Below are 15401 nucleotides of genomic sequence, written 5' to 3' on the forward strand. Positions count from 1 at the left end.
CTTTTATAGACAAGCTTTTTTAAAAGTAATATAATATAGTAGGTTTATATTAAACAAAAGATGGTTTTATAAGTAGAAGGTGGATGCGATGGCTACAATAAAAGATGTTGCAGAAAAAGCTGGTGTGACTGTCACGACAGTTTCGAGAGTTTTAAATAATAGAGGATATATAAGCGAAAAGACGAGAAAAAAAGTATATGAGGCAATGAAAGAGCTAAATTATCAGCCAAATGAATTAGCTCGTTCACTTTATAGAAGGAAATCTTATTTAATAGGGCTTTTGATTCCTAGCGTTTCACACCCTTTTTTTGCAGAACTTACAAACTATATTGAATATTATGCATATCAAAATGATTATAAGATATTGTTGTGCAATTCCCTGCAAGATGTAGAGAAAGAGAAAGGCTACATTGATATGCTTAAAAGACATCAAGTTGATGGTATAATAATCGGAAGTCATACTTTGAAAACTGAACAATACCTTAATGTAAATTTGCCTATAGTTGCTATTGATAGGTACTTCTCTGAAAAAATACCATATGTTGCGTCAGACAATTACAATGGAGGTGTATTAGCAACAAGGCTATTGATACAAAAGGGGTGCAGAAAAATTGCCCATATTAGTGGTCCGTTAGTTTTAAATACACCTGCGAATAATCGTTATAAAGCTTTTATGGATGTGGTAAAAGAGCATAACATTGAAAATGTCGTAGTGGAGACAAAGTTAAACGTATTTGATACCGACGAGTATAAAAAATTGATTATTAAGCTTTTTACAGACCATCCTGATATTGACGGTGTATTTGCCAGCAGTGACTTGATTGCAGCTACGATTATAAATGCAGCTAGAGAAATAGGCAAAGAAGTCCCAAAGGACTTAAAGATTGTGGGTTATGATGATATCAGCATTGCAAAGACGATTGTCCCACCGTTGACTACCATAAGACAGCCTATAGAAGAAATGGCGAAAAAAACTATTGAGATAATTTTGGATCAAATTGATGGCAAGGAAGTAAGCATAGAAAATGTTCTGCCCATTACATTGGTTGAAAGAGAATCTGCTTAAAAATAGTTAATTAATTAGGAGGCATTAATCGTGTGGAAGCTTTATGCAATATTGTCTGCTTTATTTGCGGCACTGACATCTATCTTAGCAAAAATCGGTATAAAAGGTGTAGATTCAAACCTTGCAACAGCCATACGCACAAGCGTCATCATATTTTTATCATGGGGCATTGTTTTTGCTACAGGTGTACAGAGCGGCATGAAAGTATTGACGCGGCAAAACTGGCTTTTTTTGATTCTATCAGGTCTTGCTACAGGTCTTTCATGGCTTTTTTATTACAAAGCCATAGTTTTAGGAGATGTTTCAAAAGTTGCTCCTATTGATAAGTCCAGTATAGTCATAACACTTGTCTTGTCATACATAATTTTAGGTGAGCATTTTGATTTAAAGACCATAATAGCAGGAATTTTGATAACGGCAGGTACTTTTGTCATGATCATGTAGCGTATATGCCTTCACAATGCCATAATTTTACCCTTCTTAAAATTTGTCACGGAAAACAGATGACAGAAATGAAATTGTTTAAATTGAAAAGGTGTAAATGGTGTCATACAATAGAATTAGAAAAAATAATAAATTTAAGGAGGGTAAAAATCATGGACAGAAACATGGCTTTGACAAATAAAGGTGGAACTGCAAAAGCAAAACTTCAAAAGCTTGGCGGATTTTTAGCTGGAATGGTTCTTCCTAACATCGGCGCATTTATAGCATGGGGTCTTATAACAGCATTTTTCATTCCTACTGGTTGGACACCAAATGCCAACTTAGCTAAATTGGTAGGACCTATGATAACATACTTGCTGCCTATCCTTATCGGTTATACAGGCGGTAAACTTATATACGATGTAAGAGGTGGCGTCGTAGGTGCTATTGCTACAGCAGGTATTGTAATAGGTTCATCCATACCGATGTTTTTAGGTGCGATGATAATGGGACCACTTGGAGGGTATCTTATCAAAAAGTTTGATGAAGCAGTAGATGGAAAGATACCGACAGGCTTCGAAATGTTGGTAAACAATTTCTCGGCAGGTATATTAGGCGCAATATTAGCAATCTTAGCATTTCTTTTCATCGATCCGGTCGTTACAGGTATATCGACAGGTTTAGGTGCAGCAGCACAATGGGTAACTGCAAAGGGAATACTTCCTTTGATAGCAATATTCATTGAACCAGGTAAAGTATTATTCTTAAACAATGCAATAAACCACGGTATATTGTCACCACTTGGAATACAGCAGGCTAAAGAAGTTGGCAAGTCCATATTCTTCTTGTTAGAGACAGATCCTGGCCCAGGACTTGGTATACTCATGGCATACTGGATTTTTGGCAAAGGCACAGCAAAGCAATCAGCACCAGGCGCTGTGATCATCCACTTCTTTGGTGGTATACATGAAATATACTTTCCATATGTTTTAATGAATCCTATACTGATATTAGCTGTAATAGGTGGTGGAATGGCTGCAGATGCTACATTCGTTCTAACACACGCAGGCCTTGTTGCAACACCATCACCAGGAAGCATCATAGCTGAAATTGCCATGACACCAAAAGGCGGACTTTTACCAGTATTGACAGGTATAACAGTAGGTGCTGTTGTATCATTCTTAATAGCTTCTGTATTTGTAAGAAGAGCCAGCGAGGATACAATGAGCGAAGAAAACATGGCATTTGCTAAGTCAATGGTAAGCAATCTAAAAGCGCAAAGCAAAGGACAAGCTCCTGTATCAAATATTGCAAAAGCAGAACCTAAATTAATAGTATTTGCTTGTGATGCAGGCATGGGCTCATCTGCGATGGGTGAATCAATACTCAAAAAGAAACTTAAAGATGCTGGACTTGATATAACCGTCAAACATTCTGCAGTAAACCAGATACCAAAAGAGGCTGACATAGTATTTACGCAGGAAAGCTTGGCAGAAAGAGCGTCACAGGTGGCACCATCAGCACAAATAGTGAAAGTGAATAATTTCCTTGATGGCAAAGTATATGACGAGTTTATTTCGACGATTAAGAAGAAATAATAAAAACGGTGAATGATGATATGAAGGATTTAAGCGATCGTCAAAAATTCATAATTAAATCTTTAATAGAGAAAGGTCCTTTAAGTATAGAGGACCTTTCCAAATTAATGAATATCAGCAAGAGGACTATTGATAGAGAAGTCCATGAAGCGAATAAGATTTTGAAAAGCTACCGTTGTGTTATAACTGAAAATGAGTCAAAGTATGAAATACACGGTGGAAATGAAAGCTTAGAAGAAATAAGCAAAGAAATTGGCCCTATATCGTATGGCAGCATATTAAGCCAAGAGCAGAGGCAGATATATATGACTTTAAGCATGCTTTTGTCAAAAGAGCCATTAAAATCAACTTATTTCAGCTATCTTTTCAATGTATCAGAAGGCACAATAAGCATGTACCTCGATAAGATAGAGATATGGCTTAAGGTGAGAAACTTAGAGCTTATAAGGAAAAGAGGCATAGGCATAAAAGTTGAGGGGACAGAGATAGACAAGAGAAAAGCGGTAATAGAGCTAATGTATAGTTATTTGCCATTGGATGAAATGCTTATGTACGTGTACGGCGACAAACAGGATAAGTTCATTACGGAGTTTTTTAATAATATATTTAGCAGTGAAATTATAAATACCGCTAAAAAATTGGTGAAGCTTATTAATGAGACAGTCGTAAAGATAAATGACGACAACAATTATTTCGCTTTATTTTTGCATTTGGCAACGGCTATATATAGGTACATGCAAGATGAAAGCATAAAGTTAAATAAAGATATTGTGGATGACATACTGTCGTCAGAACAGTTTAGCTTTATCTATAAAGTAGATGAAATAATGAAAGAACACGGCATAAATCTAACAGATGATGAGCTGGCATACCTGGCAATACACTTAAATGGCAAAAAGTATATTTACAAGAAAGAAGGTTTCATTGAGCTTGGAATCACATTAGATGACCTTTCGAAAGAGCTTATCGAAGAAGTCGCAAAGATATTGAAGACGGAGATAAAGTGCGATGATAAACTTATATACGGCTTGTCGCAGCACATAGAGACACTTATTTACAGGCTTAGTATGGGCCTTCAGTCCAGAAATACTTTAATAGATCAAATAAAAAAGTATTATGGGGAATTGTTTGAAGCGGTAAATAAAGCTTGCAGGCTTATATTTTCAAAGTACAACATAACAGTGCCTGCAGAGGAAATAGGTTATATAACGATGCACGTAGGTGCTGCTATTGAAAGGCAAAAGTCAGAAAAAAGGTTGAGGGCTTTAGTAATATGTCCTAACGGCATAGGAACGGCAAAGATATTGTCAGAGAAATTAAAAAGCGCTTTTCCTGAGATAGATTCTATAGAAATTGGTTCAATACGCAATAAAGACGATGGTAAAGATTATGATATCATTATCTCTACAGTAAAGCTGTATGAAGATGAAGATTCTTTAGACAATGTAATAACGGTATCACCTTTTTTAACTTCTGACGATATACGAAAAATAAGAAATTTAATCGACAAGATAGGCTTTAATGAAGATGACAATTACCTTTTGCCACTTAAGTTAAATGACATAAGCAGATCAGAAAGCGAAAGCAGCATAACTAAGTATTTTGGTGAAACTTTAAAAAATTTGAATATAAGCAAGATAAGCGCAAATGGCTTAAATGAGCTTATAGATGTAATTGTAGATGAAATATCAAATATAGACGTCATGTCAGATAAAGATGAAATAAAAGAGCTTATAAAAAAGCGGGAGATGATGGGCAATACGGTCATACCAGGCACAAGGATCGCTCTTTTACACACAAGAAGCGACAAGATGATCATACCGTACATCGGAATATACAGACTAAGTAGTCCTATCAAAATGAGAAGCATAGGGTTTACGTATGAAGAAGTTGATACGATTCTTGTGATGTTGGCAAGGAAGAAAGAGGATAACACCGTACTGGAAATGCTGGGTGAGATAAGCATTGCACTTGTAGAAAACGATGATTTCAAAGATGCCTTAAAATATGGTAATATTGATGATGTAAAAAATATTATTATTAACGTATTAAAAAAGTATTAGGAGGATTATTACAATGAATAGTGAAATCTTAAATGAAAATAACATCGTATTGAATGAAGCTTCAGAGTCTAAATTTGATTCTATCAAAAGAGCTGGAAGACTATTAGTTGATAGAGGATATGTTGAAAAAGAATATATTGAAGGCATGATAGAGAGAGAAAATGACGTCACCACATACATTGGCAATGGCATAGCAATTCCACACGGTGTATCCGAATATGTGAAATATATAAAGAAATCGGGAATAGTTGTGATACAGTATCCAGATGGAGTGGATTTTGGCGATGGCAATATTGCATACGTGGTTATAGGCATTGCAGGCAAAGACGATGAGCACTTAGAGATACTGTCAAGCATCGCCTTAACATGCCAGTATGAAGAAAATGTAAAAAGATTGAGAGATGCAAAATCGCCACAGGAAATAATCCAAATACTTAAAGAAGGTGGAGAATAATGAAGAAAGCTGTACACTTTGGAGCAGGCAATATAGGCAGAGGATTTATAGGCAGTTTACTATATAAATCAGGCTATGACATATACTTTGTGGATGTATTTAAAGAATTGGTGGACAACATCAACAAATTTAAAAGCTACAATATCTTCATATTAGGGAATGACATTAAGAAAGAAGTTGTAGATGGCGTCAAAGCAATTCACATAGACGATGAAAAAAATCTTTTAAAAGCCATTGAAGATGCAGACGTAATAACAACATCTGTAGGTGTCAACAATCTTTACGGCATTGGTGAAAAATTGGCGTATTATCTAGAAAGAAGATTTGAGAAAAATGATTTGCCACTAGACATAATGGCCTGTGAAAATGCCTTGTTTGCGACAAATATTTTAAGAGATAGCATTTACAAAAATTCCAGTGAAACTTTAAAAGCATATTTAGATGAAAAAATCGGTTTTCCAAATACTGCTGTAGATAGAATAGTGCCAAATGTAGACATAGAGAAAGAAACTCCTATAGACGTGGCAGTCGAGGAATTTTTTGAGTGGGACATTGAGAAAGATGCTGTAAAAGGCGACTTTGATATAAAAGGCTGTGAACTTGTTGATGACTTAGAACCTTATATAGAAAGGAAGCTTTTTCTTCTAAACGGTTCACATGCCACGACAGCATATCTTGGTTACTTAAAAGGGTATAAGTACATTCACGAAGCAATATTGGACGAAACCATAGATAAAATAGTGAAAAACCTTCAGTTAGAAGCTTCTTTCGGGCTTAACAATAAGCACAAGATAGGCATAGATAAGCTAAAAGAATACTCAGATAAAGTCATAGAGAGATTTAAAAATCCTCATTTGAAAGATGAGGTTGTAAGAGTAGGCAGAGACCCAGTGAGAAAGCTTTCAAATGGTGATAGGCTTGTATCGCCTGCCAAGTTAAGCTTTGAGACAGGTTTGATGCCTGAAAACATACTTTATGGCATAGCTGCAGGATTTGCATTTGACTACAAAGACGATCCAAAAGCTATGGAAATACAAGAAAGCATAAGCACTTTAGGACTTGAGGAAACAGTGAAGAAAGTGACAGGGCTTGATGAAACAATCCTTATAGATAAGATAGTAAAAAAGTACAAAGAACTTAAATCTGGAAAGATAAAATAAACTTTTTAGCCATGGTCTTAAACCTTAATTATATGGTTTAAAACCATGGCTTTTATTGTAATATCAACTAAAAACATCTTTCAAATCTATAGAGAGATCATCAAAGATAGAAACTCTAATCTTATCTTCTTCAGTATAAATTTCAGGCCTGCCATATCTATTATTTTCCTGCAATACAAATACATTAACTATTTTAAGATCGGGTTCTATTATCCAGTATTCTTTTACTCCATATTTCTCATACAAATTAAACTTTTCTACCCTATCTCTTCTAACAGTTGAAGGAGATGTTATCTCAACAATCAAATCAGGAGCACCTTTGCATCCTTCATTATCAAGCTTCGATTTATCACATACTACTACGATATCAGGTTCTACAACAGTTTTAATATCTTTTTCGTTTTTTTCAGTAAATTTTACTCCAAAAGGTGCATAATAAACATCGCACTTCTTGTCTTTTAAATAATTGGCAAATTGTATATATATTGCACCTGAAATTTCTTGATGTATTCGTGATGGAGGAGCCATCAAATAAATCTGTCCATCTATTAACTCAATTCTTTGATCATCTGTCCAATTTAAGTAATCATCATAAGTGTATACTTCTTTTTTATTAGGTAATCCCATAATTGACACCTCTTTATTATATCTTTATCAAGATAGAAACTATTTATGGATTAATCAAAATTTTCCCTCATTAACTTGATTTTATCATGCGTATATTATATATGCAATATATGATATAATATAACACGTACATTTTATGCCATCCATTATGGCATATTTTTTGCATTATTTTGTTGTGGGAGGATGATAATGTGGATGAAATCGTAAAGATAATAAAGAATGAAGACAAGAAAAATCCTCTGACAGATGAAAAAATAGCTTCTATGTTAAAGATAAATAGAGAAGAAGTGACACAATATAGGCTTGAAAATGGAATACCAGATTCTAGAGAGCGGAGAAAGCCATACCTTTATGAAGATGCAAAAAAGATTCTAAGCGAAGATAAAGAGATCTCTGATAGGAAGTTTACAAAGAGATTAAACGATTTAGGCTATGACATATCAAGATTTGCGGCGTCACAGGTAAAGAAAGAAATATTAAGTTCAGAACTTATAGTGGCTGATAATGTAAAATACAATGATGATGGTAAAGATGATGGGATAGGTCGAGAAAGTGATTTTATGTCTTTTAAAGAGATAATAGGACACGATGGAAGTTTAAAGACGCAGATAAGCCAAGCCAAAGCCGCCATTCTATATCCGCCACATGGTCTTCACACATTAATACTGGGCCCATCTGGTGTTGGAAAAAGCCAACTGGCAGAAGCCATGTACGAATTTGCGATAGAATCAGGCATGTTAAAGGATGGTAGCCCTTTTGTTGTCTTTAACTGTGCAGACTATGCAGATAACCCACAACTTTTAATGTCACAGCTTTTTGGATATGTAAAAGGAGCGTACACAGGTGCAGAGTCGTCAAAAGCTGGTCTCGTGGAAAAGGCCGACGGTGGAATACTGTTTCTTGACGAGGTTCACAGACTTCCCAGTGAAGGTCAAGAGATCTTGTTTTTTTTACTTGACAAAGGAAAATTTAGAAGACTTGGAGAGACCGACAGCGAGCGTCAAGCTAATATAATGCTTATTGCAGCAACGACAGAAAATCCAGAATCATCGCTATTACTCACGTTTAGAAGACGAATTCCAATGGTAATAGAACTGCCACCGCTTAAAGACAGGCCTTTTTATGAGAGGTATGAAATAGTTCGCCACTTTTTTTCAAAAGAAGCTTTTAGAGTTAACAGGCCTATAATAGTAAAAAAGGATGTTATACGAGCACTTATGCTGTATGATTGCCCGGGTAATATTGGACAGTTGAGAAGCGATATACAGGTTGCATGTGCGAGAGGATTTTTAAATTCACTTGACAGCAAAAGCGACGAGATTGTGCTAAATTTATCTGACTTGCCAAATCATGTTAGAATGGGATTGCTTAAAGTTAATAAAAGAGAACCCGAAATAGAGAAATATCTTAACAATGACATGATAATAAATTCAGATGAAAGAAATAAAATGCTACCAAAAGAAGATAGATATATATTGCCTGATGAAATATATCAATTTATCGAGGAAAGGTTTAATGAATTAAAAAACCAAGGATTGGCGAATGACGATATATATAAGATAGTTGGACGCCAGGTAGAAATGGAGCTAAAACGATTTGCAAACAACATAAAATCGAATGTTGTTGTTTCAAAAAGAGAATTAAAGGAAATAGTTGGTGAAAAAATCTTATACGCTGTCGAAAATGCGGTAAAGATTGCAAAACAAAATTATAAAAACGTTCAGGACAATCTTTTTTATTCACTTGCTATACACTTAGGTGCCGCTTATGAAAGACTAAAAAGCGGAAAGACAATAATTAACCCACAACTTGAAAACGTTAAAAGAGAATACACCAATGAATTTATAGTTGCAAGAAAAATGGTAGATAGAATTAATAAAGATCTTGGTATAGAACTGACTGAAGATGAAATTGGATTTATTGCAATGTATTTAAGAACATTTTCAACCAATGTAGATAAAGAGAAAGGAAGAGTGGGTGTTATTGTATTGACACATGGACATGTGGCAGGTGGCATGGTTGATGTTGCAAATAAACTTCTTGGTGTTAATATAGCTGTAGGAATTGAAATGTCTCTTGATGAAAGTCCGGAAAATGCCCTTGAGCGGACAATTGAAGTGGTCAAAAAAGTGGATGAAGGCAAAGGGTGTTTAATACTTGTGGATATGGGTTCATTAATAACATTTGGTGAAATAATCACAAAAAGAACGGGGATTCAAACGAGAGTTATAGGTAGAGTAGATACAGTTATGGTATTAGAAGCTGTAAGAAGAGCTATTATTCCGGATGCGACTATTGATGAAATAGCCGACGCACTTGACGAAAATAAAACATATGTTGGCCATGTAGAGGGTGTAAAAGACTCAAATAAGCTACCGAAAGCAATTGTTACAATATGTATAACCGGTGAAGGAACAGCCCTTAAAATAAAAAAATACATTGAAGATGAAATACCAGGTGTAGAAAAAATTATAAAGATTATTCCCGTTGGAATTTTTAGTAAACGTGAAATTGATGAGGAAATTAGTAAGATTAGAAGTAAAAACAATGTGGTTGCTTTTGTAGGAACGATAGATCCCAAAATCGATGATATACCATTTATACCGGTTGAAGAAATAATGAATGGTATAGGATTAGAGAGGCTTAAGAAAATGACGGGTATGGACATTAAATTAAATAGCAGGTTAAAAGACATTATTAAGGAGGATTTGATTTTGTATAACTTTGATGCAACTGTGAAAAGTGATGTAATCGATGAGATGGTAGAGCTGCTTGAAGATAAAGGATATGTTGACGATAGATTTATGTTAAGTGTATACAAAAGAGAATCAATGGGAGCGACCTGGATGAAGGGCGGTATAGCAATACCACACGGCGACACAAAATATGTCACAAAACCTGCTATAGCCATTGCAAAGTTAAAAAAAACTATTTGTTGGGAAGGAGATTTAGAAACAGATTTAATTTTTATGATAGCATTAAAAGAAGATTCAAAAGACTATATGCTTGATTTATATAAAGTAATGACAGACGAAAAAATTGTGAATGAATTGAAAACAGCTAAAGACTCAGCTCAAATAAAAGATATAATTTTGAAATATACAATACCGTCCAATTAATTGGCACGGTATTTGCATTATATATGGGTGTAAACTATGAGGAGGTAGAACTGATGAAAATAACGGAGTTTTTTCAAAATGAATTAAATGTAACAAATTTAGATGTTGAAAGTAAAGAAGAAATATTTAAAGTATTATTTAAAAAACTATATGATAACGGTTTTGTAAAAGAGAGCTTTTTAGATGCAATTATTAAACGTGAAAAAAGTTTTCCAACAGGTTTGCAATTAAATAAATATAATGTTGCGATACCGCATACAGATCCAGAACATGTTAATAAACCGGCTATTGCAGTTGCAACATTATTAAACCCAGTAACATTTAAAAATATGGCAAATCCGGTGGAAGATGTAAAGGTTAGTATTGTGTTTATGATGGCTTTAAATGAAGCACACAGTCAGGTTGAGATGCTTCAGCAAATGGTACAACTGATACAGAATGATTCAGTGCTTGAAAAAATAATTAATGCGAAGGGTGGTGGTGAAATTATTGATATAGTAAAAAATGCTTCATTTATATTAAATTAAATTTTAATAAATGAGCATTCCTGTAATAAAAAAATATAAGATTTGAAATAAAAAGTACCTCCTGATAAAATACAAGATGTCGATTGTTCATGAACACGACTCTCAAAATAACAAGGAGGTACCTAATATGAAGTATAACCAAAATTTAAAGATATTGCAAATAACAGAAAAGACATTAATTGTAGGTGTAGACATTGCTAAAGAGACACACCACGCTAGAGCTTTTGATTTTAGAGGAATAGAATACGGTAAGCGTATTGAATTTAGCAATGACATTGATGGAATGGAAAAATTCTTTAAATGGGCTGTAGAAATTATGAATAAAAGCAACAAAGAGCATTTGATGGTTGGTATGGAACCAACGGGACATTATTGGCTTTGCTTTGCACAGTTTCTTAGAGATAAGAACCATAAGGTGGTATTGGTAAATCCATTCCACGTAAAAAGAAGTAAAGAATTTGATGACAACTCGCCAACTAAAAATGACAGGAAAGACCCTAAGACAATTGCAATGCTAGTTAAAGATGGAAGATATGTTGAACCTAATATACCTGATGGTATATACAGCGAGCTTAGAATTGCAGTAGACATAAGAGAAATGCTTACAAAGGACTTAAACAAGATAAAAAACCGGGTTGCAAGATGGCTTGATATATATTTCCCTGAGTTTAATAAAGTTTTTGCAGATTGGGAAGGGAAAGCGGCACTGATAACATTAAAAGAATTTCCAACGCCTGCAAAGATAATAGGTATTAGAGCTGAGGAAATACTTGCAGCTTGGAAGAAAGAAGTTAATCGTGCTGTAGGTATAAAGAGGGCTTTAAAGCTTATAGAAGCTGCGAGTCAAAGTGTTGGTAAAAGAGATGGCATTGAAATGGCAGAGATAGAGATAAAAATTATACTTGAACAGTACGAAATGATAGTAAAGCAGATTAAAGAAATAGAAAGCAAAATAGAAGAGCTTTTTATGCAAGTACCTGATTCTAGTGAAATGCTAGGTATAAGAGGTGTAGGAGTAATAACAGCAGCAACATTTATTGCTGAAGTTGGCGATATAACAAGATATGAGCATCCAAAGCAAATCCAGAAGTTTGCGGGTTACAATCTGGTTGAGAATAGTTCAGGGCAGCATAAAGGGCAAACCACCATAAGCAAAAGAGGAAGAAGGAGACTAAGAAGTGCTTTATACAAAATGATGATGCCCATACTTGCAAACAACAAAGAATTTCAGGAATTACACAAATACTACACCACAAGAAAAGAAAACCCGCTAAAAAAGAAACAGTCCATAATAGTTTTATGCTGCAAGTTAATCAGAGTATTTTTTGCCATACTGAAAAAAGGAGTAAAATACGACGGAAATAAGATGTTAAGAGACATAAAAAGACCAGAGATTAGGAATGCTGCATAAATTGCACCGCCGTGGTGATGATACACCGCAGTCACTCGTCAGTCAAGGGCAAGGACCACGTCTCAGCTTTGCTGCGTTTCACTTCACAAAGCTAACCCTTGACAGCCTCGCTCCTGCGATGGTTTGAATAATTAAGCGGTGCCAAAAATAAGACAAATAAAGTTAAAAACTCAATTTAAAAATTCGAAGATTGACAAAGAGAGCCGGAATTGTCAGGTTGGTAATTTCACCATAAGGGCATAAGACCCAGCAATGGAGCATAACTGACATCCACCTCATGTAAGGCAGAACGAAGGAATTAAGGACAAAGATCCTGTGAGACATGGGAGGGTATGCCACATGAGCTTAAGTGGAAACCATAGGCCAAAATATGGAAAAACAATAGAAGCTTATTTAGGTTACCTACCACATGTAAAATTCATGAATAAATAGCATTGATATACATGAGGGCTTCTTTGAAGATTGTGAGAATCTGAGAATGAGTGAGATATTAAAAGAAAATCAAAGATTATAGAGGGAGGTAAAATAGTAAACTTTATAAATTTAAGCTCAGTATTATTAAGACAAACGTGGCAATATCAAGTAGAAATTAATAAGTTTTGTAAATAAAAAATTTGATTACCATGTTTATACAAAGGCATGTCACAGCATTAAAGTTGGTAGATTGATATTTATTACACACTAGGTTAATAATTTTAGTCATAACACGTAATTTTTCAACTGCTTAATATTGCCAATCTTGGCAAAAAGTCTTCGGTCAATAACATTGACGGTATTTATAGTACAGAAAGTGAGCAAGAACTTAAGTAATTCCAGTGGTAAATAACCGTAAAAATGGTTTCAGGTGTGGATAGAGCGGACCTGAAACTTAACCACATTAGATAGTTTAATAGAAATAACCTTCCAAAAAAAGAGTTAGATACGTGTACTACAATACAAAATGTAGCAATCGAACAATACATCGCGAGATGGGCTATATGTTTGGTTGATATACAGCCAGATATAAAATTAATTCACTGCGTTCTATCTTAATAACCTATCTTTCCAAACATTGATAGCAGTTATGTGATGTAAAGTTAAATGTCAAGAGATACTTGGTTTACATAATCTTGGCATAATTTAGTGAAGCAATGCTCAAATATCTAGGTTCTTTGTTGATATTGTTAAAAATTGGTGTTTTTGAGTGATCGCAAATCATATCTAAGGAGGTTTAAATATGGAGACAGGAAAAGATAACAAAAATGTCCGTGCGCTTGTTGTATGCGCAGATGGTGTTGCTACTTCTACAATTGTGTTGGTATCATTAAGAGAAGCGTTAGAAGAGGAAGGTATACATGCAGAATTTATACAAGGAAGAGTAATAGATGCTGAGAGAATGGTTAAAAATGGAAATTTTGATTTTATAATTTCCACTGCTGGAACAGATTTAGATGTAGATATTCCTGTTATTAGTGGAGTTCCGTTACTAACTGGAATTGGAAAAGATCAAATTTTTAATCAAATTCAAAATATTGTTGACAATAAATATAAAGGAGGTAAATAAAAATGTTTACTACGATTATGAAAACCTTTGGAGCTGCTGTTCTACTTCCCATTATAATACTGATTTTTGAATTGATTCTTCGTGTAAAGCCTACAAAAGCCTTAAGATCTGCGCTTTATATAGGAATAGGTCTCAATGGTCTGGTATCAATTCTTAATCCCTATTTTATGGGATTAATTGGGAAAGCAGTTTCTGACATGATTAATTCCACCGGGGTTCATTTACCATATGTTGATACTGGTTGGGCTCTTTTAGCGGCAGTAGGCTATTCGACGACGATTGGCGCATTAGTTATTCCGATAGGCATACTCATTAATATTATAATGCTTTTATTACACTGGACGGATACTTTAGATTTAGATTTATGGAATTTCTGGCATTGGGCTTTTATAGGTAGCCTGGCTTATTATGCTACGAATAGTTTATTATACGGGATTTTGACCACAATAGCAGTTGAAATGTTCCTCCTTATAATTGCAGATATAACAGCACCCACAATGCAAAAATTCTTTAATTTACCAGGACTTGCTTTTCCACATGCGAGCGGTCAAGGTATAACATTGATAGCAGTTCCTTTAAAATGGTTCTTTGACAAAATCGGATTAACCAAGATACAAGTTAGTTCAAAGACTATAAGAAAGAGATTTGGAATTTTAGGAGACGCCGTTGTTATAGGATTTATAATTTCTTTTGTTATAGGTATTATTGCTTGGAAGAATAAATTAGGCAGTATGGACACTTGGGCTGAAATATTATCGTTGGGTATAGGTACAGGTGCTTTTATATACTTGTATCCTAAAGCAACTGCAGCTCTTTTGGAAGGATTTGCAACTCTCAGTGACAAGGTAAGAGAAATACTTTCTAAGAGAGGTGTTAATAGACAATTAAATTTTGGAATGGATTCAGCTCTTACCATAGGACATCCGGATGTACTTACAACAGGCCTTTTAACTATGCTAACCACTGTTCCGCTTATATTTTTCTTACCCGGCAATAGGTTTATCATGCTAGCAGACTTAGGAGTTACACCTTTCTTCCTGGCTTCAGCTGCGACGGCAATTATGGGGGGGAATATTATTGCTTCTTATATTACTGATGTTATTGGTGTAACTATAACATTATATACTTCCAGTGCAGTTGCACCACTTTTTGCAAAGACAGTAAAGACGATAGGAATTGCATTACCTAATACAGGCTCAGCAGTTGTTGGCGCAGATATGAGGCCTGTACATGGTTTGTTCTATTTATTAGGTAAATCACCTATAGGACTTATAATCGCGTTTGCAGGTATTTTTATAATGCTGTTTTTCTTCAAAAGGAATCCTCAAGCATGGCATAAAGCATTTGGCTATACTGATGATAATTCCAAACAATTAAGCAAAAATAATTAAACGAATACTATAATTTGTT

At 34.6% G+C, this 15401-nt stretch carries 12 protein-coding genes; 11 read left to right on the forward strand and 1 reads right to left on the reverse strand.

Annotated features, from left to right (window positions below):
* Positions 1 to 88: 88 nt before the first annotated feature.
* The 6 genes from THEXY_RS04875 (at position 89) to THEXY_RS04900 (ending at position 6764) form a co-directional block, all read left to right on the forward strand.
* Positions 89 to 1066 (forward strand): LacI family DNA-binding transcriptional regulator, encoded by a 978-nt coding sequence (locus THEXY_RS04875; RefSeq protein WP_013787723.1) that lies wholly within the window; start codon positions 89 to 91, stop codon positions 1064 to 1066.
* Positions 1067 to 1096: 30 nt separating this feature from the next.
* Positions 1097 to 1510, forward strand: coding sequence for an EamA family transporter (locus THEXY_RS04880; protein WP_013787724.1), 414 nt, complete (start codon positions 1097 to 1099; stop codon positions 1508 to 1510).
* A 152-nt stretch (positions 1511 to 1662) separates the two neighbouring features.
* Complete coding sequence (locus THEXY_RS04885; protein WP_013787725.1) at positions 1663 to 3087, forward strand: PTS mannitol transporter subunit IIBC; 1425 nt, start codon at positions 1663 to 1665, stop codon at positions 3085 to 3087.
* A 20-nt stretch (positions 3088 to 3107) separates the two neighbouring features.
* Positions 3108 to 5150, forward strand: a complete 2043-nt coding sequence (locus tag THEXY_RS04890; protein ID WP_013787726.1) for a BglG family transcription antiterminator — start codon at positions 3108 to 3110, stop codon at positions 5148 to 5150.
* A gap of 13 nt (positions 5151 to 5163) precedes the next feature.
* The gene (locus THEXY_RS04895) at positions 5164 to 5604 is read left to right on the forward strand and encodes a PTS mannitol transporter subunit IIA (protein WP_013787727.1); all 441 of its coding nucleotides are present in this window, start codon (positions 5164 to 5166) and stop codon (positions 5602 to 5604) included.
* Positions 5604 to 6764 (forward strand): mannitol-1-phosphate 5-dehydrogenase, encoded by a 1161-nt coding sequence (locus THEXY_RS04900; protein ID WP_013787728.1) that lies wholly within the window; start codon positions 5604 to 5606, stop codon positions 6762 to 6764. Before THEXY_RS04895 ends, THEXY_RS04900 begins: the two co-directional genes overlap by 1 nt.
* Positions 6765 to 6827: 63 nt before the next feature.
* Here THEXY_RS04900 and THEXY_RS04905 read toward each other — a convergent pair whose 3' ends face one another.
* Positions 6828 to 7391, reverse strand: a complete 564-nt coding sequence (locus THEXY_RS04905; protein ID WP_013787729.1) for a Uma2 family endonuclease — start codon at positions 7389 to 7391, stop codon at positions 6828 to 6830.
* A gap of 191 nt (positions 7392 to 7582) precedes the next feature.
* Between THEXY_RS04905 and THEXY_RS04910 the strand changes: the two genes are divergently transcribed.
* From THEXY_RS04910 to THEXY_RS04930, 5 genes are all read left to right on the forward strand, one after another.
* Positions 7583 to 10510: a sigma 54-interacting transcriptional regulator gene (locus THEXY_RS04910; protein WP_013787730.1), complete on the forward strand. Its 2928-nt coding sequence runs from the start codon at positions 7583 to 7585 to the stop codon at positions 10508 to 10510.
* 53 nt (positions 10511 to 10563) lie between these two features.
* Positions 10564 to 11037, forward strand: coding sequence for a PTS sugar transporter subunit IIA (locus THEXY_RS04915; protein WP_013787731.1), 474 nt, complete (start codon positions 10564 to 10566; stop codon positions 11035 to 11037).
* A gap of 127 nt (positions 11038 to 11164) precedes the next feature.
* Positions 11165 to 12448, forward strand: a complete 1284-nt coding sequence (locus tag THEXY_RS04920) for an IS110 family RNA-guided transposase (protein WP_013787732.1) — start codon at positions 11165 to 11167, stop codon at positions 12446 to 12448.
* Positions 12449 to 13664: 1216 nt separating this feature from the next.
* Positions 13665 to 13991, forward strand: a complete 327-nt coding sequence (locus THEXY_RS04925; protein ID WP_013787733.1) for a PTS sugar transporter subunit IIB — start codon at positions 13665 to 13667, stop codon at positions 13989 to 13991.
* A 2-nt stretch (positions 13992 to 13993) separates the two neighbouring features.
* Positions 13994 to 15382 carry a PTS transporter subunit IIC gene (locus THEXY_RS04930; protein ID WP_013787734.1) on the forward strand — a complete coding sequence of 463 codons (1389 nt, stop codon included), beginning with the start codon at positions 13994 to 13996 and terminating at the stop codon, positions 15380 to 15382.
* Positions 15383 to 15401 lie beyond the last annotated feature (19 nt).

Source organism: Thermoanaerobacterium xylanolyticum LX-11, assembly GCF_000189775.2.
GTDB lineage: Bacteria > Bacillota > Thermoanaerobacteria > Thermoanaerobacterales > Thermoanaerobacteraceae > Thermoanaerobacterium > Thermoanaerobacterium thermosulfurigenes.